General features: G+C 63.2%; 16 protein-coding genes. 12 read left to right on the top strand and 4 right to left on the bottom strand.

The window, feature by feature from the left end:
- Positions 1–121 precede the first annotated feature (121 nt).
- The 8 genes from HX851_RS36090 (at position 122) to ppnP (ending at position 9,619) form a co-directional block, all read left to right on the top strand.
- Complete coding sequence (locus HX851_RS36090; RefSeq protein WP_177064333.1) at positions 122–1,912, top strand: acyclic terpene utilization AtuA family protein; 1,791 nt, start codon at positions 122–124, stop codon at positions 1,910–1,912.
- Positions 1,913–1,924: 12 nt separating this feature from the next.
- Positions 1,925–2,794, top strand: a complete 870-nt coding sequence (locus HX851_RS36085; RefSeq protein WP_177057344.1) for an SDR family oxidoreductase — start codon at positions 1,925–1,927, stop codon at positions 2,792–2,794.
- A gap of 3 nt (positions 2,795–2,797) precedes the next feature.
- The gene (atuC, locus tag HX851_RS36080) at positions 2,798–4,414 is read left to right on the top strand and encodes a geranyl-CoA carboxylase subunit beta (protein ID WP_177064332.1); all 1,617 of its coding nucleotides are present in this window, start codon (positions 2,798–2,800) and stop codon (positions 4,412–4,414) included.
- A gap of 25 nt (positions 4,415–4,439) precedes the next feature.
- Complete coding sequence (gene atuD, locus HX851_RS36075; protein WP_177057346.1) at positions 4,440–5,597, top strand: citronellyl-CoA dehydrogenase; 1,158 nt, start codon at positions 4,440–4,442, stop codon at positions 5,595–5,597.
- Positions 5,594–6,421, top strand: a complete 828-nt coding sequence (locus tag HX851_RS36070) for an enoyl-CoA hydratase/isomerase family protein (RefSeq protein WP_177064331.1) — start codon at positions 5,594–5,596, stop codon at positions 6,419–6,421. Before atuD ends, HX851_RS36070 begins: the two co-directional genes overlap by 4 nt.
- A gap of 101 nt (positions 6,422–6,522) precedes the next feature.
- Positions 6,523–8,484 (top strand): acetyl/propionyl/methylcrotonyl-CoA carboxylase subunit alpha, encoded by a 1,962-nt coding sequence (locus HX851_RS36065; RefSeq protein ID WP_177064330.1) that lies wholly within the window; start codon positions 6,523–6,525, stop codon positions 8,482–8,484.
- Between the two features lie 123 nt (positions 8,485–8,607).
- Positions 8,608–9,156: a 3'-5' exonuclease gene (locus HX851_RS36060; protein ID WP_177064329.1), complete on the top strand. Its 549-nt coding sequence runs from the start codon at positions 8,608–8,610 to the stop codon at positions 9,154–9,156.
- A gap of 181 nt (positions 9,157–9,337) precedes the next feature.
- Entirely contained in the window at positions 9,338–9,619 is a 282-nt protein-coding gene (ppnP, locus tag HX851_RS36055; RefSeq protein ID WP_177064328.1) for a pyrimidine/purine nucleoside phosphorylase, read from the top strand.
- A 139-nt stretch (positions 9,620–9,758) separates the two neighbouring features.
- Here ppnP and HX851_RS36050 read toward each other — a convergent pair whose 3' ends face one another.
- Complete coding sequence (locus HX851_RS36050; protein WP_177064327.1) at positions 9,759–11,549, bottom strand: ABC transporter transmembrane domain-containing protein; 1,791 nt, start codon at positions 11,547–11,549, stop codon at positions 9,759–9,761.
- Positions 11,550–11,826: 277 nt separating this feature from the next.
- Here HX851_RS36050 and HX851_RS36045 point away from each other — a divergent pair, with 277 nt between their 5' ends.
- Positions 11,827–12,003, top strand: coding sequence for a PA1571 family protein (locus HX851_RS36045; protein ID WP_177057352.1), 177 nt, complete (start codon positions 11,827–11,829; stop codon positions 12,001–12,003).
- Positions 12,004–12,131: 128 nt separating this feature from the next.
- On the opposite strand, the gene pdxB is transcribed toward HX851_RS36045, so the two are convergent.
- A complete protein-coding gene (gene pdxB, locus HX851_RS36040) occupies positions 12,132–13,274 on the bottom strand; it encodes a 4-phosphoerythronate dehydrogenase PdxB (RefSeq protein WP_177064326.1) in 1,143 nt (380 codons plus the stop codon).
- A gap of 193 nt (positions 13,275–13,467) precedes the next feature.
- Here pdxB and HX851_RS36035 point away from each other — a divergent pair, with 193 nt between their 5' ends.
- Entirely contained in the window at positions 13,468–14,889 is a 1,422-nt protein-coding gene (locus HX851_RS36035) for an MATE family efflux transporter (RefSeq protein WP_177064325.1), read from the top strand.
- Between the two features lie 107 nt (positions 14,890–14,996).
- Here the strand turns inward: HX851_RS36035 and tusA are convergent, their stop codons facing one another.
- Together tusA and rlmM are read right to left on the bottom strand one after the other, a co-directional pair.
- Positions 14,997–15,248 (bottom strand): sulfurtransferase TusA, encoded by a 252-nt coding sequence (gene tusA / locus HX851_RS36030; protein ID WP_177057355.1) that lies wholly within the window; start codon positions 15,246–15,248, stop codon positions 14,997–14,999.
- 26 nt (positions 15,249–15,274) lie between these two features.
- A complete protein-coding gene (gene rlmM / locus HX851_RS36025; protein ID WP_177064324.1) occupies positions 15,275–16,342 on the bottom strand; it encodes a 23S rRNA (cytidine(2498)-2'-O)-methyltransferase RlmM in 1,068 nt (355 codons plus the stop codon).
- Positions 16,343–16,598: 256 nt separating this feature from the next.
- On the opposite strand from rlmM, the gene acnA reads away from it, so the two are divergent.
- Positions 16,599–19,340, top strand: a complete 2,742-nt coding sequence (acnA, locus tag HX851_RS36020) for an aconitate hydratase AcnA (protein ID WP_177057357.1) — start codon at positions 16,599–16,601, stop codon at positions 19,338–19,340.
- A gap of 247 nt (positions 19,341–19,587) precedes the next feature.
- Positions 19,588–24,465 (top strand): hypothetical protein, encoded by a 4,878-nt coding sequence (locus HX851_RS36015; RefSeq protein ID WP_177064323.1) that lies wholly within the window; start codon positions 19,588–19,590, stop codon positions 24,463–24,465.
- Positions 24,466–24,517 lie beyond the last annotated feature (52 nt).

The following is a 24,517-nucleotide window of genomic DNA, read 5'->3' as shown; positions in this document are numbered from 1 at the left end:
CGCGCGCAATTTAAGCCTACGGGCGGTCCCAAGCAAGCGCTTGGGCTAAACTCGGTCACGGGATTTACAAACCAAGCGCTTGCTTGGTAGTCTCGGCGCATCCCTTTCGGAGAGTGTGCGAATGAACAGGACGATTCGTGTCGGTTGTGCCAGCGCCTTCTGGGGCGATACCTCGACTGCCGCACGTCCCCTGGTGGAAGCCGGGCGCCTGGATTATCTGGTATTCGACTACCTGGCGGAGATCACCCTGTCGATCCTCGCCGGAGCGCGCCTGAAAGATCCCGAGGCCGGCTACGCCACGGACTTCGTCGAAGTGCTCGAACCCTTGCTGGCGGATATCGCCCGGCAGCGCATCCGTGTCATCAGCAACGCCGGCGGGGTCAATCCGCTGGCCTGCGCCGCCGTCCTGCAACGGGCCTGCGACAAGGCCGGCGTGGCCTTGAAGATCGCCGTGCTGCAAGGCGACGACCTGCAACCACGATTCCAGCAACTGGCCGGCAGCGGCATCCACGAAATGTACAGCGGCGCGCCATTGCCGCCGTTCTGCGTCTCCACCAACGCCTACCTCGGCGCACCGGGCATCGTCGAAGCCCTGCGGCTGGGCGCGGATATCGTGATCACCGGGCGGGTGGTGGACAGCGCGGTGGTCAGCGCCGCCCTGGTACATGAATTCGGCTGGTCCTGGAGCGACTACGACAAACTGGCCCAGGCCGCCCTGGCCGGGCATATCATCGAATGCGGCGCGCAGTGCACCGGCGGTAACTTCACCGATTGGCGCGAGGTGCCGGACTATGAACATATCGGCTTTCCAATCGTCGAGGTCGGTGCCGACGGCGACTTTATCGTCAGCAAGCCAACAGGCAGCGGTGGCCTGGTGAGCCCGCTGAGCGTGGGCGAACAACTGCTCTACGAGATCGGCGACCCACGGGCCTATCACCTGCCGGACGTGATCTGCGATTTCACCCGGGTGACGCTCGCCCAACACGGCGAAAATGCCGTCAGCGTGCGCGGCGCCAGGGGCTTGCCACCCACCGCGCAATACAAGGTCAGTGCCACCTGGCCGGATGGTTTTCGCTGCACCGCCAGTTGCCTGATGGCCGGCATCGATGCCGTGGACAAGGCCCGCCGCGTCAGCCAGGCGATCATCGACAAGACCGCGCAAATGTTCCGCCTGCACGGTTGGGCACCTTACAGCGAAGTGAATATCGAACTGCTCGGCAGCGAGGCCACCTACGGTCCCCACGGCCGGCGCCAGGACAGCCGCGAGGTGGTGGTCAAGCTCGCCGTGCGTCATCCGGACAAGCGGGCCCTGGTGTTGTTCTCCCGGGAAATCGCCCAGGCCGCCACCGGCATGGCGCCGGGGCTGACCGGCATTGTCGGCGGACGGCCGACGGTGTACCCGTTGATCCGGCTGTTCTCGTTCCTGATCGACAAGAGCGCCTGTGAACTTGGCGTGCACATCGACGGGCAGCTCCACCCTTGTGCCCTGCCCGTCCTCGCCTCATTCGATCCGGCCAGCGTCACCGAGGACCTGCAGCCACCCAGGCCGCAAGGCCGTGCCGAAGCCAACGTGCCGTTGATCAGGCTGGCGGTGGCGCGCTCCGGCGACAAGGGCAATCACAGCAATATCGGGGTCATGGCCCGACGCCCGGAATACCTGCCCTGGATCGCCGAGGCCCTGACCGCGGCCGTGGTCGTCGACTGGATGAGCCATGTCCTCGATCCCGTGCACGGGCGCGTCGAGCGCTGGTACCTGCCGGGCAGCCACAGCCTCAACTTCCTGCTGGAAAACGCCCTGGGCGGCGGTGGTGTCGCCAGCCTGCGCATCGATCCCCAGGGCAAGGCCTTTGCCCAGCAACTGCTGGAAATCCAGATTCCCGTGCCGCAACAGCTTGCCGATCAACTGGCCTGAAGGACCGTCACCGTGACCTACGCTTCCGTGTTCAAAGCCGATCTGTTCAACGGCCAGACGATCCTCGTCACGGGCGGCGGCAGTGGTATCGGCCGTTGCACCGCCCATGAACTGGCCGCACTCGGAGCCCGGGTGCTGCTGGTGGGGCGCAAGGCCGAAAAGCTGCAGGCGGTCGCCGCCGAGATCCATGGGGACGGCGGCAGCGCCGCCTGGCAGGCCTGCGATATCCGCGACGAAGACGCAGTGAAACAGCTGGTCAGCCAACTGCTGGCCGAGCACGGCCCGATCCACGGCCTGATCAACAATGCCGGCGGCCAGTACCCGGCGCCCCTGGCCTCGATCAACCAGAAAGGTTTCGAAACCGTGCTGCGCACCAATCTCGTGGGCGGTTTCCTGGTGGCCCGGGAAGTCTTCAACCAGTGCATGAGCCAGCACGGCGGCAGCATCGTCAATATGCTCGCCGACATGTGGGGCGGCATGCCCGGCATGGGCCACTCGGGGGCCGCCCGCGCCGGCATGGACAACTTCACCAAGACCGCCGCCTTCGAATGGGGCCATGCCGGGGTCCGAGTCAATGCCGTGGCGCCGGGCTGGATCGCCTCCAGCGGCATGGACACCTACGAGGGGGCCTTCAAGAAAGTCATTCCGACCTTGCGCGAGCACGTGCCGCTCAAGCGCATCGGCACCGAGTCCGAGGTCAGCGCGGCGATTGTCTTCCTGCTCAGTCCGGCGGCGGCCTTCATCAGCGGCAGCACCCTGCGCATCGACGGCGGCGCCAGCCTCGGCAGCCGGGCCTGGCCGCTGCAGCCGGCGCGGCACAGCGAGTCGTACAACGGCTTCCATCGGGCCTACCTGCCGGATGTGCTCAAGGACAAGGAGTAAACCATGCCGGTGATCGAATCCCAGCTAGACCGTCAGTCCGTCGACTTCGCCCGCCATCGCGACGCCCTGCTGGCCAGTCTCGAACAGCTGCGCCAGCTGGAACAGAACCTGCTGGACAAGGCCGAGCAGGCCCGGGACAAGTTCATCCGGCGCGGCCAGTTGCTGCCCCGGGAACGCCTGAACCTGCTGCTCGACCCCGGCGCGCCGTTTCTCGAGCTGGCGAGCCTGGCCGGCTACAAGCTGCACGACGACAAGGATGGCAGCCAGGCCGGCGGCGGCCTGATCGCCGGCATCGGCTACGTGTCCGGGGTGCGCCTGCTGGTGGTGGCCAACAACAGCGCGATCAAGGGTGGGACCATTTCCCCCAGCGGCCTGAAAAAGACCCTGCGCCTGCAACAGATCGCCATGGAAAACAAACTGCCGGTGCTCACCCTGGCGGAAAGCGGCGGCGCCAACCTGAATTATGCCGCGGAAATTTTTGTCGAGGGCGCGCGCAGCTTCGCCAACCAGGCGCGGATGTCGGCCATGGGCCTGCCGCAGATTACCGTGGTCCACGGCTCGGCGACCGCCGGCGGCGCCTATCAGCCGGGGCTGTCGGATTATGTGGTGGTGGTGCGCGGCAAGGCCAAGCTGTTCCTCGCCGGGCCGCCGCTGCTCAAGGCCGCCACGGGAGAAGTCGCCACCGACGAAGAACTCGGGGGCGCCGAAATGCACGCGCAGGTGGCCGGGACCGCAGAATACCTGGCGGAAAACGACGCCGACGGGATTCGTCTGGCTCGCGAGATCGTCGCCCACCTGCCGTGGAACACGCGGCTGCCGCGCTTGCCCGCGCCGACTTTCACCGAACCGCTGTACCCCCTCGATGACCTGCTGGGACTGATTCCCGACGATCCGAAAAAGCCCTATGACGTACGGGAAATCATCGCCCGCCTGGCCGATGGTTCGAGCTTCCTGGAGTTCAAGGGCGAGTTCGACCAGCAGACGGTCTGCGGTCATCTGCAGATCCAGGGACGCGCCTGCGGGCTGATCGGCAACAACGGCCCGATCACCCCCAAGGGAGCGAGCAAGGCCGCGCAGTTCGTCCAGTTGTGCGACCAGAGCCAGACGCCGCTGCTGTTCCTGCACAACACCACCGGTTTCATGGTCGGCACCGAGTCCGAGCAACAGGGGGTGATCAAGCATGGCGCGAAGATGATCCAGGCGGTGGCCAACGCGCGGGTGCCTAAACTGACCCTCGTCGTCGGCGGCTCCTACGGTGCCGGCAACTATGCCATGTGCGGCCGCGGCCTCGACCCGCGCTTCATCTTTGCCTGGCCCAACAGCCGCACCGCGGTGATGGGCGGCGCCCAGGCCGGCAAGGTGCTGCGCATTGTCACCGAGGCCAGGCAGGTCAAGGACGGTCAGGCCGTCGACGAAAAGATGCTCGACATGCTGGAGCAGGTGACCGCGCAAAAACTCGACAGCCAGTCCACCGCCCTCTACGGCACCGCCAACCTGTGGGACGACGGCCTGATCGACCCGCGGGACACCCGGACACTGCTGGGCTACCTGCTGGATATCTGCCACGAAGCCGAGGCGCGTCCACTGCACGCCAACAGCTTCGGCGTGGCGAGGTTCTGAGCGCCAAGACCACAGGAGAACAACAATGATCTTTACCCAGGAACATGAAGCGCTGCGCCGTACCGTTCGCCAGTTCGTCGAACACGAGATCAATCCCCATGTCGATGAATGGGAAAAGGCCGGGCGCTTCCCGATCCATGGCATCTTTCGCAAGGCCGGCGAGCTGGGCCTGCTGGGTATTTCCAAGCCCGAGCAGTTTGGCGGCATGGGCCTGGACTACAGCTATTCGATTGTCGCCGCGGAGGAGTTCGGCAGCATCCACTGCGGAGGGATCCCCATGTCCATCGGCGTGCAGACCGACATGTGCACCCCGGCCCTGGCGCGCTTCGGCTCCGATGCCCTGCGCGAGGAATTCCTGCGTCCGGCCATCAGTGGCGAGCAGGTGGGCTGCATCGGCGTTTCCGAAGTCGGTGCCGGTTCCGATGTCGCCGGGCTCAAGACCCATGCGCGCAAGGACGGTGACGACTATGTGATCAATGGCAGCAAGATGTGGATCACCAATTCACCGAGCGCCGACTTTATCTGCCTGCTGGCCAACACCTCGGACGACAAGCCGCACGTCAACAAGTCGCTGATCATGGTGCCGATGAACAGCCCGGGCATCAGCCTCAGCCCGCACCTGGACAAACTCGGCATGCGCAGCTCGGAAACCGCGCAGATCTTCTTCGACAACGTCCGCGTGCCCCAGCGCAACCGCATCGGCCAGGAAGGTGCGGGGTTCATGATGCAGATGCTGCAGTTCCAGGAGGAACGGCTGTTCGGCGCGGCGAACATGATCAAGGGCCTGGAGTACTGCGTCGACAGCACCATTGCCTACTGCAAGGAACGCCAGACCTTCGGCAGCCCGCTGCTCGACAACCAGGTAATCCACTTCCGCCTCGCCGAACTGTCCACCGAGATCGAATGCCTGCGGGCGCTGGTCTACCAGGCCACCGAGCAATACACCAGGGGCCAGGACGTCACCCGCCTGGCCTCCATGGCCAAGCTCAAGGCCGGGCGACTGGGCCGCGAGGTCACCGACGCTTGCCTGCAATACTGGGGCGGCATGGGCTACATGTGGGACAACCCGGTGGCCCGGGCCTATCGCGATGTGCGGCTGGTGTCGATCGGCGGCGGTGCCGACGAAATCATGCTCGGCATCATCTGCAAGCTGATGGGCATCCTGCCGGGGAAAAAACGATGAGCGCCCTGCCCGTCTGCCAGACCCTGGGCCTGGAAACCCACAACGGTGTGTTGCATATCACCCTCGACCGCCCGGACAGTCGCAATGCCATGAGCCTGCAGATGGTCGCCGAACTGCGTGCGGTAATGGCCGCCGTGCGCGACGATCGCGCGGTGCGAGCGTTGGTGCTGTGCGGAGCCGGCGGGCATTTCTGCTCCGGTGGCGATATAAGGGACATGGTCCAGGCCCGCGCCCAGGGAGCCCAGGCCTATCAGGAACTGAACCGGGCGTTCGGCGCCCTGCTGGAAGAAACCCAGCAGCAACCGCAGGTGGTGATCGCCGTATTGCAAGGCGCCGTACTCGGCGGCGGCTTCGGCCTGGCCTGTGTCAGCGACATCGCGATTGCCGCGCACACCGCGCAATTCGGCCTGCCGGAAACCAGTCTGGGCTTGTTGCCGGCGCAGATCGCGCCCTTTGTGGTCCGACGCATCGGCCTGACCCAGGCCCGTCGCCTGGCCTTGACCGCAGCACGCTTTGACGGCGAAGAGGCCGGACGCCTGGGGCTGGTGCATTTTGTCGAGCACGATGCCCAGGGCCTGGCCGAGCGTCTCGGCGAGGTGCTCGGCCAGGTACTGCGCTGTGCGCCGCAAGCCAATGCCGCGACCAAGGCCCTGCTGCTGGACGAACAGCCGCTGGGGCCGTTGCTCGATCAGGCGGCCCGGCGCTTCGGCGAAGCGGTGACCGGAGCCGAAGGCACCGAGGGGACGCAGGCCTTCATGCAAAAACGCCAACCGAACTGGGCGACTGAAAGCGATCCCCTGCAGGAGCCGGCTTGCCGGCGATGAGGCCAGCAGGCCCTGCATCGACCGGTCGGCCGCCATCGCCGGCAAGTCGGTGCCTACAAGGGTTGGCACCATTACCGACACAGAACCAAAGGACCCAGCCAATGCCCGCCTTTCACAAGATCCTGATCGCCAACCGTGGCGAAATCGCCTGCCGGGTGATCCGCACGGCCAAGGCACAGGGCTATCGGACCGTCGCGGTGTTCAGCGAGGCCGATGCCGGCGCCCGCCATGTGCAGCTGGCCGATGAAGCCGTGTGCATCGGTGCGTCCCAGGTCGCGCAGTCCTACCTCGATAGCGCCGCCCTGCTCGACGCCGCCCGCCGCTGCGGAGCCGACGCCATTCACCCCGGCTATGGCTTTCTCTCGGAGAACGCCGCCTTTGCCCGCGCCTGCCAGGACGTCGGCATCATCTTTATCGGCCCCAGCCCCGAAGCCATCGACCTGATGGGCAACAAGCGCCGCTCGAAAATCGCCATGCTTGCCGCTGGCGTACCCTGTATCGCCGGCTACCAGGGCGCCGAGCAGGACGACGCGACCCTTGCCCGCGAAGCCACACGCATCGGCTACCCGTTGATGATCAAGGCCAGTGCCGGTGGCGGCGGGCGCGGCATGCGCCTGGTCGACGACCCCGCGCAGCTGCTCGCACAACTGCGCACCGCCCGCTCCGAGGCGCTGCACGCCTTTGGCTACGACGAGTTGATCCTCGAACAGGCGCTGATCGAACCGCGCCATGTGGAAATACAGTTGTTCGGCGACCAGTACGGCAACCTGCTGTACCTCGGCGAGCGCGATTGCTCGATCCAGCGCCGGCACCAGAAGATCATCGAGGAAGCACCCTGCCCGGTGATGACCGGAACGCTGCGCCAGGCCATGGGCGAAGCAGCCTTGCAGGCCGGACGCGCGGTGAACTACGTGGGGGCCGGGACCGTGGAGTTCCTGCTGGACGCCCGTGGCCGTTTCTACTTCCTGGAAATGAACACACGCCTGCAGGTAGAGCACCCGGTCACCGAGCTGATCACCGGCCTCGACCTGGTGGCCTGGCAGCTCGATGTCGCGGCGGGACTGCCGCTGCCCTTGCGCCAGGAGCAGATCATGCTCCAGGGACATGCCATCGAAGTGCGCCTGTATGCCGAAGATCCGACCCGCGACTTCCTGCCGCAAACCGGGCAGCTGCTGGGCTGGGAACCGGATTTGGCGGGCGGCGTGCGGGTCGACCACGGTCTGCTCGAAGGCCAGGACATCAGCCCGTTCTACGATCCGCTGCTGGGCAAGCTGATCGCCCACGGCGCGACCCGCGAAGAGGCCCGGCGCAAGCTCTTGCGAGCGGTCGAGGACTGTGTCCTGCTCGGCCTGGCCAGCAACCAGCGCCTGCTGGCCAACCTGCTCGGGCACCCGACGTTTGTCGCCGGTGATTTCAGCACCGCGTTTATCGGCGAGCACTTCAGCGCCGATCCGAGCCTGCAAGCCTATCAGCCATCCAGTGCCGAACTGGCGCTGGCGGCGGTGCTGTTCCATGAGGCACGGGCGGCGCGCCATGCCGGCCGCCTCGCCAACTGGCGCAACGGCCCCGGCGTTCCCCGGCACTATCGCCTCGGCCTGGGCGAGACCACGGTCGATCTGCAACTGCTGGTCAGCCCCAATACCCCACTGCGGGTCCGCCATGCCGACCGGGAAATCGAAGTCCGCGTGCTGGAGCGCGACAGCCGCTGGGTGACGGTCGAGCTGGATGGCATACAGCGCCGGCACGCCTATCGCCTGGAGGACGAGCAGCTGTGGCTGTTCACCCGTCCTGGCAGCCTGCATCTGCGGGATCTGAGCCTGGCTCCGGTGGAAAACCGGGGCACGGCCAGTTCCGGCACGGTGAAGGCGCCCATGGACGGCGCGATTGTCGAGGTATTGGTCAGCGAAGGCAGCCAGGTGCGCAAAGGCCAACTGCTGATGGTGCTCGAAGCGATGAAGATGGAACATCCGCTGAAGGCCGCGATCGATGGCGTGGTGCGCCGCGTACAGGCGGGCCGGGGCGACCAGGTGAAAAACCGGCAGATACTGCTGGTCGTGGAATAAGCACCCCGAGCGCCATAAGAAAACTCGCCGGGCGGCGATCAGGCAGTTTTCACAGAGAGCCTAGGCGGATGCGTTGGCTTTGGCTACGCTGAGCCGACTAGGATGCTGTCTTCGGAGCTCGAGATGCCGCACTGGCTGGTGATTGATCTGGAAGCCACGACGGATGACGGGGGCTGGCCGCTGGCGGAGATGGAAATCATCGAGATCGGTGCGACCCTGGTCAACCGCGAGGGCCGCGAGCTGGACCACTTCCAGCGTTTCGTACGGCCCCTGCGCAGGCCGCTGCTGACGTCATTTTGCCGCGAACTGACGCATATCACCCAGGCCAACATCGACGGCGCCGCGCCGCTGGCGCAGGTCTGGGAAGGATTCGAGCGCTGGCTCGGCCAACATCGGGAGCGCCTGGAAGGCTGGGCCAGCTGGGGCGACTATGACCGTCGGCAACTGGAACAGGATTGGCGTCTCCTGCAGTTGAACAGCCTGTTGAGCCAGATCCCCCACGCCAACCTCAAACAGCGTTTCGCCAAGGCCCGCAAGCTGCAAAAACCCCTGGGCCTGAACGGCGCCCTGCAACTGGCGGGCATGCAGTTCAGTGGACAGCAGCACCGGGCGCTGGAAGATGCGCGCAATACCGCGCGGTTGTTGCCGCTGAGCCTCATGTTGCCCCTGTAGGAGCCGGCTTGCCGGCGATTGCAATCCATCAGGCGACACGATGTCGACGCCCGGATAGTGATCGCCGGCAAGCCGGCTCCTACAGAATGCGGGCGAAGTCGTCTTTTCAACGCGTGACGAGGCAAAACCGCTTCGGCATACTGATCGGCCAAATTTTCCAGCTCATTTCGAGGAATCGCCCATGTTTAAAGTCAACGAGTACTTCGACGGCACCGTCAAGTCGATTGCCTTCGCACAAGCCGAAGGCGCGGCCACCATCGGCGTCATGGCTCCGGGCGAATACGAGTTCGGCACCGCCCAGCGTGAAATCATGCACGTGGTGTCCGGCGCCCTGACCGTCAGGCTGCCCGACAGCAGCGACTGGGAAACCTTCGCCAGCGGCAGCCAGTTCAATGTACCGGCCAACAGCAAGTTCCAACTGAAAGTCGCCGTGGAAACCGCTTACCTGTGCGAATACCGCTGAGTCAGGCGGCAGTACCAGAACGGCGCCTGCGGGCGCCGTTTTTTATGGGGTGGACTCAGCACCTGCGCTATCCGCCGGAGCTTTATCGGCTACGGCCAACAGCCGCGCTACCTGGTCGGTTACTTGTAGGGTCACGTAATCACTGCACCACGCCTCCGCCGTCAACAACCCCGCTTTGCCGAACATTGAACTGCAACGCCGCCAGGCGCGCATACAGCGGATTACTGGCGATCAACTGGGCGTGGGTGCCAATGGCAACCAGCTTGCCCTGGTCCATCACCGCGATCCGGTCGGCGTTCTGTACCGTGGCCAGGCGGTGGGCGATCACCAGGGTGGTGCGGCCCTGCATCAGGCTGGGCAGGGCTTGCTGGATCAGGTGTTCGCTCTGGGCATCGAGGGCGCTGGTGGCTTCGTCCAGCAGCAGGATCGGCGCATCCACCAGCAACGCCCGGGCAATCGCCAGGCGTTGGCGCTGGCCGCCGGACAGGCCGAGGCCACCATCACCCAGGTGGGTCTGGTAACCGTCCGGCATCTGCAGGATGAAGTCATGGGCATGGGCGATCCGCGCCGCCTCGCGGACCTGCTCGTCGCTGGCCGTCGGGTTGCCATAGCGGATGTTCTCCTCGACGCTGCCGAAAAACAGCGCCGGGCTTTGCGACACCAGGGCAAAACAGCGGCGCAGATCGAGCGGGTCGAGCTGGGTCAGGGCTTGTCCGTCGAGCAGCAGGCGACCCTGTTGCGGGTCATAGAAACGCAGCAGCAGGTCGAACAGGGTCGACTTGCCCGCCCCCGACGGTCCCACCAGCGCCAGGGTTTCACCGGCCTTGACGGTCAGGTCGAGGCCGTCGATGGCGTAGCTGTCAGGGCGTGACGGGTAGCTGAACCGCAGGTTCTCCAGCACCAGATCACCGCTGACCCGGTCGGCCAGTCGTACCCCGCCGTTGGCCGGTGCGGTGATGTCGTTGCTCGCCTGCAGCAGCTCGCCGATGCGCTCCGCCGCGCCCGCCGCCCGTTGCAGTTCGCCGATCACTTCGCTGAGGGTGCCGAAGGCGCTACCGACGATCAGGCTGTAGAAGACAAAGGCCGCCAGTTCACCGCCGGAGATCTTCCCGGCGATCACATCCATCCCTCCGACCCAGAGCATGACGCCCACCGCGCCGAGCACCAGCACGATCACCAGGGTGATCAGCCAGGCCCGCTGGACAATACGCTTGCGCGCGGTCTGGAAAGCCTCCTCGACGGTCACCGCAAAGCGCTTCTCGTCCTGTACCTGGTGGTTGTAGGCCTGCACGGTCTTGATCTGGCCGAGGGTTTCGGACACATAGCTGCCGACATCGGCGATACGGTCCTGGCTCAGGCGCGACAGGCTGCGTACCCGCCGCCCGAAGATCAGGATCGGCGCCAGCACCAGCGGCAAGGCGACCACCACGATACTGGTCAGCTTGGGGTTGGTAATGAACAGCAGCACCACGCCGCCGATGACCATCAGCGCGTTGCGCAGGAACAACGACAGGGAGGAACCGATCACCGATTGCAGCAAGGTGGTGTCGGCGGTCAGTCGCGACTGGATTTCCGAGCTGCGGTTGTTCTCGTAGAACCCCGGATGCAGGTAGATCAAGTGATTGAAAACCTGCCGGCGAATATCGGCCACCACCCGCTCGCCGATCCACGACACCAGGTAGAAGCGCGCGAACGTACCGACCGCCAGCCCCAGCACCAACAGGAGGAACAGGCCGATGGACTGGTTGAGCAGGTGCGGCGACTGGGTCATGAAGCCCTTGTCCACCAACAGGCGGATGCCCTGGCCCATGGACAAGGTGATGCCGGCGGTGACGATCAACGCCAGCAAGGCACCGATGGCCTGCCAGCGATAAGGGGCGACAAAACGGCTGGCCAGGCGGATGGCCCGGCGTTGACGAGCTGAAAGCATGGAGGCGGATCCGTGATGGGATAAACAGAGCCTACACCGAAGTTCGAGTGAACTTCTGCAAAACGCAATCAGTCAGGTTAATTATGACCGCAAACGCTAGCGCCTAGAAAAGATCGGTCTAACACCCGGCTGGCGACACTGCGCCATTTCTGTTGCACTGGTCATGCGGCGCTGTGCGACAGGGTTGTGCGGTAGAAGGTTGTCACAACCTGGTCATGCCGCGGTTATACACTTGTCAGGCACCTGATGATCAAGCACCTGAATATGGAGACAGGCCATGGACTTGCAACACAGCACTAACCAGATCCCGGTGATTCGTCATCCCAAGCCGGAAACCCTGGGCTGCGCGATTATCGACGCAGCAGGACGCGAAGTTCCGATCACCGAAGAAATGATCCAGGACGCGTGCCGCGAACTGGAACAGCGATTGGTCAAGCCTGTGCAGCAAGACTGATAGCCCGAACTCTTTTATCGACCCGGCCCTGATGCCGGGTTTTTTCTGTCCGGTCGGCTGGTGCAGGTCACGGGCCTCATCGCCGGCAAGCCGGCTCCTACACAGTGCGTGTTGATCCTGACACGACGTCAGACCAGCACGGCGCCCAGGGCCAGGACCAACTGCCGCAACGCCGCGGACTCGCCGTTGATCTTGACCGCCAGCCCTTCGATTTCACGCCGCTCGGGATAGTGCTTGCGCAGCAGGTCGAACGCCACCCGCTGTTCGGCCACATTGCCGGTCAGGCTGCGACGAAAATCCGCGTCGTCGCGGCGCGGGTCGTACACCGCGCGGCAGATCATCGCCATGGCCCAGGCGGGATCGCTGTCGGCATTGAGGGTGATTTGCGCCAATGCCGGCTCGGGCAACAGGTCATCGAGGCTGACCACCGGTGCCTGGTCGATAAAGGCACAATAGGCCTGGTAGATCTGCGCCGTGCCGCGCTGCTTGCCGTCGAGGCTGTAGCCGCCGATATGCGGCGAACCGAGCACGCAGAGTTCCGCCAGCTCGACATCCACCTGGGGCTCGGCTTCCCACACATCGAGCACCGCCTGCAGGTCTTCGCGCTCCAGCAGGACATCGCGCAGGGCGGCGTTATCCACCACCGGGCCACGGGCGGCATTGATCAGCCAGGTACCGGGCCTGAGTCGCTCCAGCCGTTGACGATCGAGCAGGTGCCAGGTCGACAGCGCCCCGGAACGGGTCAGGGGTGTATGCAGGCTGATCACGTCACACTGCTCGATAATCTGCTCCAGGTCGACATAGTCACCGCCTTCGACCGCCTGGCGTGGCGGATCACAGACCAGCACTTTCCAGCCCAGGCCGCGCAGGACCTTGATCAGGCGCCCGCCGACTTCGCCCGCACCGATCACGCCATAGGTACGTCGGGCCAGTTCGGCGCCCTCGATCTCGGCCAGGGTCAGGAGGCTGCCCAGCACGTAGTCGACCACGCCACGGGCATTGCAGCCGGGGGCGCTGGACCAGTGGATGCCGGCCTCCTGGAAATACTCCAGGTCAAGGTGATCGGTACCGATGGTGCAAGTGCCGACAAACCGCACCGCGCTGCCTTCGAGCAGTTCGCGGCTGACCGGAGTCACCGAGCGCACCAGCAGCACGTCCGCCCCGGCCACCGCCGCGCGATCGATGGCACGCCCCGGCAGGCGGCGGATCTCGCCGAAACCGGCAAAAAAGGCATCGATCAGGGGGATATTCTCGTCGGCAACAATCAGCATGGCAGGCTCCTTTCGCGGACCCGCAGTGTGGCGCAGATCGCCAGCCGCGGCCAGTCGGCGATTGGTGTCCGGCACAGAAAGCCCACGCCCCACGCGCGGCGCCTTACAAATACGCTACAACAGGAAAATTCCTGACCCTTGCGTCAATGCGTAGAATGCGCGGTTTTCTCGGCAACACTTGGATACATCAACGGTGAGCAACGTCTCTACGTCCCCCGACGCCCTCCCTCTCAGCCGCCCGGCGCGGGTGCGCCTGGAAGTACGCAACCTGCTGGGACTGGCCCTGCCGATCATCATTGCCCAACTGGCGCATACCGCCATGGGCTTTGTCGACGCGGTCATGGCCGGGCGCGTCGGCCCCCGGGACCTGGCGGCCGTGGCGCTGGGCAATTCGATCTGGGTACCGGTGTTCCTGCTGATGACCGGCATCCTGCTGGCGACCACGCCGAAAGTCGCCCAGCGCCATGGTGCCGGCACTCCGGCCGAGATCGGCCCGCTGGTGCGCCAGGCCCTGTGGCTGGCGCTGGTGGTGGGCCTCGGCGCGGGCGTGATCCTCTACAACGCCGAGCCGGTGCTGCACCTGATGAAGGTCGATCCGCAACTGATCGGCCCGTGCATGGACTACCTGCGCGGCATCGGCACCGGCCTGCCGACCGTGGCGCTCTACCATGTGCTGCGCTGCTGCAGCGACGGCATGGGCCGCACCCGCCCGAGCATGGTCCTGGGCCTGTGCGGGCTGGCCTTGAATATCCCGCTGAACTACATCTTCATCTACGGCCATCTCGGCGTGCCGGCCCTGGGCGGCCCCGGTTGCGGCTGGGCCACGGCGATCGTGATGTGGGTGATGCTGTTCGGCATGGCCGGCTGGGTGCGCTGGGCCAAGGTCTATCAGCCGAGCCAGCTGTTCAGCCATTTCGAATGGCCGCAATGGCCGGTGATCAAGCGCCTGCTGGGCATCGGCCTGCCCATCGGCATCGCGGTCTTCGCCGAGTCGAGCATCTTCGCGGTGATCGCCCTGCTGATCGGCAGCCTCGGCGCCCATGTGGTGGCCGGGCATCAGATCGCCCTGAACATGAGCGGGCTGGTGTTCATGGTCCCCTACTCCATCGGCATGGCCATCACCGTGCGCGTCGGCCAGGCGCTGGGACGTGAACAGCCCCGTGAAGCGCGTTTCACCGCCGGGGTCGGAGTGGCCACGGCGCTGGTCTACGGCTGTATTTCCGCCGGCCTGATGCTGTTGTTGCGCGAACCTATCGCGACGATCTACACCCGCGATCCGGTGGTGATCCAGGTGGCGAGCATGCTGATTGTGTATGCCGCGCTTTTCCAGTTTTCGGACGTGATCCAGGTCACCGCCGCCGGGGCGTTGCGCGGCTACCAGGACACTCGGGTGACCATGATCCTGACCCTGTTCGCCTATTGGGGAATCGGCCTGCCGGTGGGTTACATCCTCGGCTTGACCGACTGGCTCGGTGCGCCACGTGGCCCCAGCGGGCTATGGATAGGATTGATCGTCGGGCTGTCGTGCGCGGCGGTGATGCTGTCGATCCGCCTGGCACGCAGTGCGCGCAAGCGGATCCGGATACACGCGGCGCGGCTCCCGCAAACCCTGTAGGAGCCGGCTTGTGTGGGAGGGGGCTTGCCCCCGAAGAAGCCCTTGAGCCTTGCGGCGCCTGTCCGGACGCAATCGCCGGCAAGCCGGCTCCTACAGGTTATGGCCGTTTAGTCGAGTTTCTTGCGGATCCAGTACAGGTAGGTACCGGCTTCTTCCCGTTGCTCCACCAACTGGTGGTCGAGAAACACGCAGAACTTGGGGATATCGCGACGGGTCGACGGATCGGTGGCAATCACCTTGAGCAGGCCGCCGGGCTGCAGGTCGCGGATATGCTGGTGCAGCATCATCACCGGCTCGGGGCAGTTGAGGCCGGTGGCGTCTAGGGTGCCGTCAACGCTTGGGTCGTGGGGCTGGGTCATACTTCACTCCTGAAACCGGTTCGCTATTATCGCGGCTTTTTCACATCCAGTCGACGTAGATGGCAGGTCACTTCCTCACGGTCGTGATACAGCTGCTTGCAGCCGATCGCCACCTTGATGCCACGGGCCTTGAAGCCTTCCTCGATACGCTCCAGCAGGCGCCGGACCTCGGCATAACGCTGCTTCATCGGCAACTTGAGGTTGACCACCGCTTCGCGGCAATGGCCCTCGCCGATCCAGGTTTCCAGCAACGCGGCGTTGCGCGCCGGCTTTTCGACGATGTCGCAGACCATCCAGTCCACCGGCTGTTTCGGCTTGAAGGTAAAGCCGTCGGCCATCAGGTGCTGGACCAGGCCGGTGTCCATCAGGCTTTCGGCCATCGGGCCGTTGTCGATGGCGGTCACCAGCATGCCGCGATTGACCAGTTGCCAGGTCCAGCCGCCGGGAGCCGCGCCGAGGTCGACGCCGGTCATGTCGCCATTGAGCCGCTCTTCCCACTGATCGCGGGGAATGAAGTGATGCCAGGCTTCTTCCAGCTTGAGGGTCGAGCGGCTCGGCGCATCCTTGGGAAACTTCAGGCGCGGGATGCCCATCGGCCACATCGCCGAATTGTCCGCGCCGGCCATGCCCAGGAAGACTTCCCGACCGCTCTTGAAGGTCAGCAGCAGGCGCGGCTTGTCGGCATCCTCCACCAGCTTGCCGGCCTGGGTCAGGGCCTTGCGCAACGGGCCTTCGAATTTCTTGCAGAAATTCGACAGTTCCTTGCCGTCGTTGGTATCGACCACTTCCAGCCAGAGGCTGCCGCAGAGCGGAAACGTCGCCAATTGGGCGAGGATCACGCTGATACGGTCGGTTTCCGGCAAGTCGATGAAACTGCCCCGGGCCCACTGGCGTGGGAAGATCAGGTCGGCAAAATGCAGGCCGGCCATCAGCCGCGCGGCGCCATCGTCCTCGGTGCAGACGAATTCGGCATAGGCGCTGCTGGCCTTGGCCTTGGCGTAACCGGCGACATTCAGGTTCGCGGCATGCTCGGAAATCTCGGAACAGACTTCACCTTCGAAGCCTGGCCGGCAGTGCATAAAGAGGGTGTTCACAAAAAATTCCTGGGCTGGGCGGCGGTGACGAGAAGGCTTGAACGGATCCCGCAGACTCTCCGGCCTCATCGCCGGCAAGCCGGCTCCTACAAGTGAAGCCAAGCCTGTCACGAAAACCCGCGCATGATAGCCGAGTTCGGAACCTTGGACTGCCCCATAGAGTCCAGTGATTAGCCAGATCCCCCGAACGGAGCTAGATTCAAGGCTCTGCTCGTTCCACCCGGCCCGTGCCGTGCGGGCCTCAAGGAGTCATTTCATGTCATCCCTCGATAGCCTGAAAACCCTTAAAACCCTGGATGTAGGCGCCAAGACCTACCACTACTTCAGCCTGCCGCAAGCCGCCCGCTCACTCGGCGACCTGGACAAACTGCCGATGTCGCTCAAGGTGCTGCTGGAAAACCTGCTGCGCTGGGAGGACGGCAAGACCGTCACCGGCGCCGACCTCAAGGCCATCGCCGCCTGGCTCAAGACACGCGGTTCCGACCGGGAAATCCAGTACCGGCCGGCCCGGGTCCTGATGCAGGACTTCACCGGCGTGCCCGCGGTGGTCGACCTGGCCGCCATGCGTGCCGCCATGGCCAGGGCCGGTGGCGATCCGCAGCGGATCAACCCGCTGTCCCCGGTCGACCTGGTGATCGATCACTCGGTAATGGTCGACAAGTTCGCCACCGCGGCGGCCTTCGGCCAGAACGTCGATATCGAGATGGAGCGCAACGGTGAACGCTACGCCTTCCTCCGCTGGGGCCAGAGCGCCTTCGACAACTTCAGCGTGGTGCCGCCGGGCACCGGCATCTGCCATCAGGTCAACCTCGAATACCTGGGGCGCACGGTCTGGACCAGGGACGAGGACGGCCGCACCTATGCCTTCCCCGACACCCTGGTCGGCACCGACTCCCACACCACCATGATCAACGGCCTCGGCGTGCTCGGCTGGGGCGTCGGCGGCATCGAGGCGGAAGCGGCGATGCTCGGCCAGCCGGTGTCGATGCTGATTCCCGAAGTGATCGGCTTCAAGCTCACCGGCAAGCTCAAGGAAGGCATCACCGCCACCGACCTGGTGCTGACGGTCACGCAGATGCTGCGCAAGAAAGGCGTGGTCGGCAAATTCGTCGAGTTCTATGGCGATGGCCTGGCCGAACTGCCCCTGGCGGACCGCGCGACCATTGCCAACATGGCGCCGGAGTACGGCGCCACCTGCGGTTTCTTCCCGGTGGACGAGGTCACCCTCGACTATCTGCGCCTGTCCGGCCGGCCGGCGGCGACCGTGGAACTGGTCGAGGCCTACAGCAAGGCCCAGGGGCTCTGGCGCCTGCCGGGCAAGGAGCCGCTGTTCAGCGACAGCCTGGCACTCGACATGGGCAGCGTCGAGGCCAGCCTGGCCGGGCCGAAACGCCCGCAGGACCGGGTCTCGCTGCCGAATGTCGCCCAGGCCTTCAACGACTTCATCGGCTTGCAGCTCAAACCCGCCAGCAAGGAGGAAGGTCGCCTGGAAAGCGAAGGCGGAGGCGGTGTCGCCGTCGGCAATGCGGATCAGGTCGGCGGTGTCGACTACAGCTATGAAGGCCATACCTACCGCCTGAAGGATGGCGCGGTGGTGATTGCCGCCATTACCTCCTGCACCAACACCTCCAATCCGAGCGTGATGATGGCCGCCGGGCTGGTGGCGAAGAAGGCCGTGGAAAAAGGCCTGAAGCGCCAACCATGGGTCAAGAGCTCGCTCGCCCCCGGTTCCAAGGTGGTCACCGACTACTACAAGGCCGCCGGCCTCACCCGCTACCTCGATGAGCTGGGTTTTGCCCTGGTGGGTTACGGCTGTACCACCTGCATAGGCAACTCCGGGCCGCTGCCGGAACCGATCGAGAAGGCTATCCAGCAATCGGACCTGACCGTCGCCTCGGTGCTGTCCGGCAACCGCAACTTCGAAGGCCGGGTGCATCCGCTGGTCAAGACCAACTGGCTGGCCTCGCCACCGCTGGTGGTGGCCTACGCCCTGGCGGGCAGCGTGCGTATCGATATCAGCCGCGACCCGCTGGGTACCGGCACCGATGGTAAGCCGGTGTACCTGCGCGATATCTGGCCGAGCCAGAAGGAAATCGCCGACGCCGTGGCCCAGGTCGATACCGCGATGTTCCACAAGGAGTACGCCGAAGTGTTTGCCGGTGACGCCCAGTGGCAGGCGATCGAAGTCCCCCAGGCGGCCACCTATGTCTGGCAGAAAGACTCGACCTATATTCAGCACCCGCCGTTCTTCGACGATATCACCGGTCCGCTGCCGGTGGTCGAGGACATCCACGGCGCCCGGGTGCTGGCGCTGCTGGGCGACTCGGTGACCACCGACCATATCTCCCCCGCCGGCAATATCAAGGCCGACAGCCCCGCCGGCCGCTACCTGCGCGAACAGGGCGTGGAACCGCGGGACTTCAACTCCTACGGCTCACGACGCGGCAACCATGAAGTGATGATGCGCGGCACCTTCGCCAATATCCGCATCCGTAATGAAATGCTCGGCGGCGAGGAAGGCGGCAATACCCTGCACGTCCCTTCGGGGGAAAAACTGGCGATCTACGATGCCGCCATGCGTTACCAGACCGAAGGCACGCCGCTGGTGGTGATTGCCGGCCAGGAATACGGCACCGGCTCCAGCCGCGACTGGGCGGCCAAGGGCACCAACCTGCTCGGGGTCAAGGCGGTGATCGCCGAGAGCTTCGAGCGTATCCACCGCTCCAACCTGGTGGGCATGGGTGTGCTGCCGCTGCAATTCAAGCTCGATCAGAACCGCAAGAGCCTGAAGCTCACCGGTAAGGAAACCCTGAGTATCGGGGGTTTGAGCGGAGTTGAATTGCAACCGCGGATGAACCTGCCGCTGACCCTGACCCGTGAGGACGGCAGCCAGGAAAAGATCGACGTGTTATGTCGGATCGACACGCTTAACGAAGTGGAATACTTCAAGGCCGGGGGCATCCTGCACTATGTATTGCGGCAACTGATTGCTTCTTGATGGGCGCCTGTCATGTAGCGTGAATACGCACCGGCACTGGCCGGTGCGTATTCCTAAGTATGTTGATTGCAATCCTTGTCTTTAACTCCTGAATATTGATCTTACAAGCAACCAAACAGTTTCCCTCCCCTGTTGGTTTTTTTCTCACGCGCACAAGTAACACGACACGAACCTCCCCACCTTCAACTAAAATCAAACAAATCCTAAGATGGAGAAAACACGCCACAACCAGAACAAGAGAACGCATATGGATATGGTTTCAATACAACGCGAACATAAAATTTTGAAAACCGATAAAAGCCAGGAGGCTTCGCAACCACAACTCGAACCCGGACCGTCGGCACAGGAATACACCGCACAAAGCTGCCTTGCCGCCGCAGAAGCCTCGTTTCTGTCGATAGTCGACCAGGCTGGCATAACGGGCGGTCTTTCAGCATCGCTCAATGATGTCGTCAACTCAGTATTGCTTATCGAGAAAGATGAATATAGCCAGCCCTCGGCCACTCTTCGCACACTGCTGGACAAGACAGACAGTTATCTCACCCACGCCTTCGGGTTATTCAAGACGGAGAACAACCTGCCGGATGACTTCCTGTCCGATGATCAGTACGCAGGTCCGAAGAGTTATTGGGCCGACATCAGCCAGCCGCTGATCGGGATCGCCAACCGGGCCCGGGTCCTGTTGGCCGACGCGGCAGAAAACAGTTCACGTCCCCTGCCTGACGGACGCCTCTACACCGCGAACAACGTCGAGGTCTCCTGGTACTCCTCGGCGCGCAACAATCTCCTGTATTCATCGCGGGAAGCGTTCATGGATGCCGTCGATGCCGCCACTACCCACGGTAACTACCGGGAACACTATCTGCTGTTCAGTGACTGGATCAGCAAAAACCTGGGCAGTATCGACAAAAGTCCCTTCAAGAGCGAAAAAGACCTGCTGTTGCGTTGCCTGCGTTTTCTCGAACGTGCGGACGTGCAAACTTTCTCTGCCAGGCTGCTCAAGGAAATGCTGCCTGAATACGCCAGCCAGATCGGCACCCGAAGCGACTTGCGATTGACCGCCTATGCCATGGCCCGCTGGTCGTACGATGATACCCTGGCGCCTTTTCACATCGACAGCGAACTCTGGTCGGTTGACCCGGAAAATATCGAGGGTGCTGGAAACAGGCGATCGGACAATGTGCTGACCCTACCGATCCCCGAGGGCTCGGAGCAGGTGGACATGCATTTCGCACTGGGACTTCAGCGCATTGCCCTGGACGCTCATGCCGGAGGCCTGAGGCAGGTCGAAAGCACGCTAAAGGCGCTCTCGGAGCCAGACGAGGAATCGATTTTCTCCATCCTTCCCCAGGACCCTTGTGCCAGCGTGCTGAGTCAGGAAAAACTGCGTGCCCTGGCCAATGAACGCTGGGGCCGGATTCACCGTATTACCGAGGCACTCTACCCTTATGCCTTCTATCCTTACGTAGCCACGCACCACGATACGACTGGGATAAGGCCGACGCCATTGATGGCGCTGAAACACGTATCGACCATCGATGACGCCACCCTGGCACTCTCATCTCTCTGTCGTAAAGCGGATCTCCACGCCCTCCTGTCAGATTTCACCGGCATACAGATCCAATCGGCCGAAGGGGCCTGGGATATTCTTCGTCGACTGGTGCACAGTCTGGCTGCACCCGCGGTGGTTATTGCAGACAACGGACTGTCCCCGATACCGGCATTTATTGCACCCTGGGTAGCCGCTCATCCGCAAACGGATTTGCTGGAACTGGTTTTCCGCAGCACCCTGCTGACACGACAGTACATTCCCGCCAGTGCCTGGCTACCCGGGGCCGAACAACCGAGACCTGCCGAGATCCCTTTTCCGGAGACTCTGCTCCTTCTGGAGGATCCAGACGCGACGTTCGCGGCCAATCAACAACAACTGCTGGATGCCATTGAAGAAACCACCTCGACACCGGCATTCGCCTCACGCCTGCTCGACAAGATCGGCCTGAGTGCCGCCTTTATCCAGGCACTGCCGGCATGGAACACGTTCGAACACTACCAACTGCTGCAAGGCTTGCCGACATTCCGTGAATGGACCGCGAAAATGACCCAGGCCCCCGCAACGGCGACGCCGGGCGAGCAAGCCTACCTGCTGGTGGAAGCGCTGCTGAATATCGCCTGGCCGGCGGTGAACGACCTGTGGCAGCTGGGCCCCGAGCTCACCAGCACCGCCCCGGATGCCGAGGTCCAGACCTGGGGGCAACTCAAGGAGCGCTTGCTTGCGCCCATCCATGAACGCCTCATGCACAAGACAGTGACCGACCGGCAAGGACACGCCACCTTTCTCGCGGGTCTTCTGCTGCAACGCGCACGCCCGGAACTGTTCCTGCGGGACAGCGACGGCCTGACCCTGAATTATCAAAGTGATCCTGCCGCCATCACCCTGCGTTGGGCCGCAAGACTGCTGAACGAAATCAATCCCCGCGCCTCGATGGCCTTTTCGGTCGCCGAAGTGGTGACAATGGCCAGGGATATCGCCAGGCAGAGCGGCATCGATATCGACTCGCAGGACATGCACGACGCCGAGAGGGTCTTTCCAGCCAAGGGGCCGGCGCAGAATCCACTCAGTGAGTTGAGCGGGCTGATCCTGGGCGAACAGACCGCAGCTACCGCGCGTGCCTGGGGTTATGAAAACGCCATGGAGTGGCTCAACCTGACCAAGGAAGCAGAAGAGCGAAACCAGGCCCATCTGCTGTCGGTGAAACATGAGCAGGCACCGGACCTGCGCACCATGGCCAGCGTACAACTCTGGGCCCTGGGAACTGATCCCGACGCGCGCTTCGGGGATCAGGACATCAGCACCCTGGACGCCTTCCTCTGCGGTATGAACATGGTGCGATACGACTTTTTCATTGCCCAGAGAAACGCACTTCTCGAAAAATTCACGGCCGACTCTACCGACTACAGAAAGAGATACCACCCCGTTATAAAGTCGCAACTTGAATTTCTCTTTCAAGGCCTGCCGCTGCAAAAACTGCATACCCTCAATACCGGACGCTGGCGCATTCTCGCCCCCTCGTCACGCAACTCATTGTTCTACAAGGCCGGCACATTGGCCGTCGTCGAACTCGAGCCACTGCTGGGCAAGCCAAGCCAGTTCCTGGATATCCTCAAGTCGGATAACGGGTTGGGGGCCAGCTGGATCGATATCTGGAGCCGCTCCGCGATGCTGCTGCCCAAGCCGGCCTCGGCCGGAGGCAGGCTGGTAAGGTCCGGGATTCCTGCCGGTGTCGGACTGGAAGCCGGTGAATGGCACGCCGGGTTGAACGCAGCCAGACTTTGTCCAAGCGATCCGGGCAGCACAGCCCGGCAGATAATAGACAAGCTGGTCCAACCCATATGGGATACGCCTATGGTATGGGAGGTCGATTATTCCAAGGAGCAAAATACCCTGCCGCCGCGCAATCGGGGAGAACGCTTCAGCCTCCTGTCGCTTATCCCCTTCTACGACTACTTTGCCAAACCCGCCGCCGAGCGCAGCAACGAAGACCACCTGGGCCTTACGCTGGAGATCGCACTCACCGCCCTGCCTGGAGCCAAAGGCGTGGGCTCCGCCATCAAGACATTGGGCACGGCGGTTCGAGCAGGCCTGCAAACGTCCCTCGGCCAAGGGTTGAAAAGCCAGGTTCTTTCCATCGGCCAGCACGCACTCACCACCGCGGCGGGACAGACTGTCCGCAGAACCACCCTCGGGGGGTTGTGGCAGACCCTGAATAATGTAGGCCGTGGCGTCAGCGCCGGCCTGGCGGACCGGGCCTTCCGCCAAGGCCTGCGCAAAAGCGGCCTGCAACTGACTTATGCCGTTGGCGAGAGTATTTTTTCCGCTTCGCCCCTTCCCCTGTACAGCCCACGGACACTTGTCCGTGCGGTCAACAAGCTCTGGCATAACGTACGCAGTAGCGCAGGACAGGCCATGGATGTGCTGAACAACGCCAGGCAGGCGTTCAAGCAGCAACTTGACTCGGCAGGAAGCCATATCGCCGGCAGGTTCCAGCAGCACAACGGCTGTCCGCCACCTGTTCTTCGCATCCCCCGTGCGACCAGGCTTGCATTCGACAAAATGCTGTCGATTCGAACACTAGGCTGCATTCCTCTCAAGGATACGCGACCTGTCAGGTCCATTCCCAAACTCGATTTCTTCCTGGGCTCAGACACCCCGGAAATCCTGGTAAAACGGATACCGGAGACAAACTCCGTCGAAGTGCACGCAGCCTATAAAAAGAAGACCAATAGTCAGTCAGAGGCTGTGTTCACGCAAAAATTCCTGGTGCAGAGTCCGGACGAAAGCTGGAGCATTGCTGTCCGTGATCGGGATAACAACTGGGCGGCGCTCACTCCCAGACAACTCATTCATTACCATGAAAAGATAGAAAGCCTCCTTCCAAGCTCTGCGCTGCGCAATAAATTCTATCTGCACATGCAAGGTGACACGCTTCAATCACCCTCATGGAAAAAACTGCATGAGACAGCCTTACAGGAAGCACAAGCACCTACGATTTCAAGACTTAAACGCCCAGCGCCGGAAAGCCCCGATTCGCCGCCCGCGACAACGCGACATTTCGCTAGCGTTCCTCATTGTCCAGGTTTGAAAAGCCAGGAAATTCCAAGATCGGAGTGGAGCGAGTTCATGTACAAGTACATGGGTCGTGATAAATACGCCGCTATTCGCGGAAGTGGCTACGGTACTGCCTTGCACATGCACCTGCCGGTCACCCGGCAAAGTCCGTTGGGTGACTTTACCCGGACCGATTACGGCATCTATGTAACCGACCTGGCACCGGGCAGCCTCCCGCACGAGAAACTTTCCCAGAGTATCTTTGGCAAGTTGCACGGTCGCACGCAACAGAAAGCCCGAGCCTCGCATTATTTCGAACTGAGAACTTCCGAACTGCCGGAAGGTTGGACCTTGCACAAGATCTCCGGCCTGGGGCTCTCGGGTGACAATATCTTCCTGATCAAAGGTCCTGCCGAAAATGGCCTCTTGCCGGACCTGCCCTTGAAAGGCTCGAAATTCAAGGAGCCCCTGAAGATCGTAGCAAGTCACGGCAAATATCCGCCTCCCGCACAACCGTAGTCTCTTTCGAGCGTCGTTGAAAAAACACCGGCCCCGCCGGTGTTTTTTCATT

Origin of the sequence: Pseudomonas gingeri (assembly GCF_013385635.1) — a bacterium.
GTDB classification, from domain to species: Bacteria; Pseudomonadota; Gammaproteobacteria; order Pseudomonadales; family Pseudomonadaceae; genus Aquipseudomonas; species Aquipseudomonas gingeri_A.
Note: the sequence above shows the minus strand (reverse complement) of the source record. Positions and strands in the feature narration are given on the sequence as shown.

Excerpts from the sequence above, each read along its gene's own strand:
- HX851_RS36090 (WP_177064333.1), top strand. The coding sequence starts at position 122 with ATGAACAGGACGATTCGTGTCGGTTGTGCCAGCGCCTTCTGGGGCGAT.
- atuC (WP_177064332.1), top strand. The coding sequence starts at position 2,798 with ATGCCGGTGATCGAATCCCAGCTAGACCGTCAGTCCGTCGACTTCGCC.
- atuD (WP_177057346.1), top strand. The coding sequence starts at position 4,440 with ATGATCTTTACCCAGGAACATGAAGCGCTGCGCCGTACCGTTCGCCAG.
- HX851_RS36070 (WP_177064331.1), top strand. The coding sequence starts at position 5,594 with ATGAGCGCCCTGCCCGTCTGCCAGACCCTGGGCCTGGAAACCCACAAC.
- HX851_RS36065 (WP_177064330.1), top strand. The coding sequence starts at position 6,523 with ATGCCCGCCTTTCACAAGATCCTGATCGCCAACCGTGGCGAAATCGCC.
- HX851_RS36060 (WP_177064329.1), top strand. The coding sequence starts at position 8,608 with ATGCCGCACTGGCTGGTGATTGATCTGGAAGCCACGACGGATGACGGG.
- ppnP (WP_177064328.1), top strand. The coding sequence starts at position 9,338 with ATGTTTAAAGTCAACGAGTACTTCGACGGCACCGTCAAGTCGATTGCC.
- HX851_RS36050 (WP_177064327.1), bottom strand. The coding sequence starts at position 11,549 with ATGCTTTCAGCTCGTCAACGCCGGGCCATCCGCCTGGCCAGCCGTTTT.
- HX851_RS36045 (WP_177057352.1), top strand. The coding sequence starts at position 11,827 with ATGGACTTGCAACACAGCACTAACCAGATCCCGGTGATTCGTCATCCC.
- pdxB (WP_177064326.1), bottom strand. The coding sequence starts at position 13,274 with ATGCTGATTGTTGCCGACGAGAATATCCCCCTGATCGATGCCTTTTTT.
- tusA (WP_177057355.1), bottom strand. The coding sequence starts at position 15,248 with ATGACCCAGCCCCACGACCCAAGCGTTGACGGCACCCTAGACGCCACC.
- acnA (WP_177057357.1), top strand. The coding sequence starts at position 16,599 with ATGTCATCCCTCGATAGCCTGAAAACCCTTAAAACCCTGGATGTAGGC.
- HX851_RS36015 (WP_177064323.1), top strand. The coding sequence starts at position 19,588 with ATGGATATGGTTTCAATACAACGCGAACATAAAATTTTGAAAACCGAT.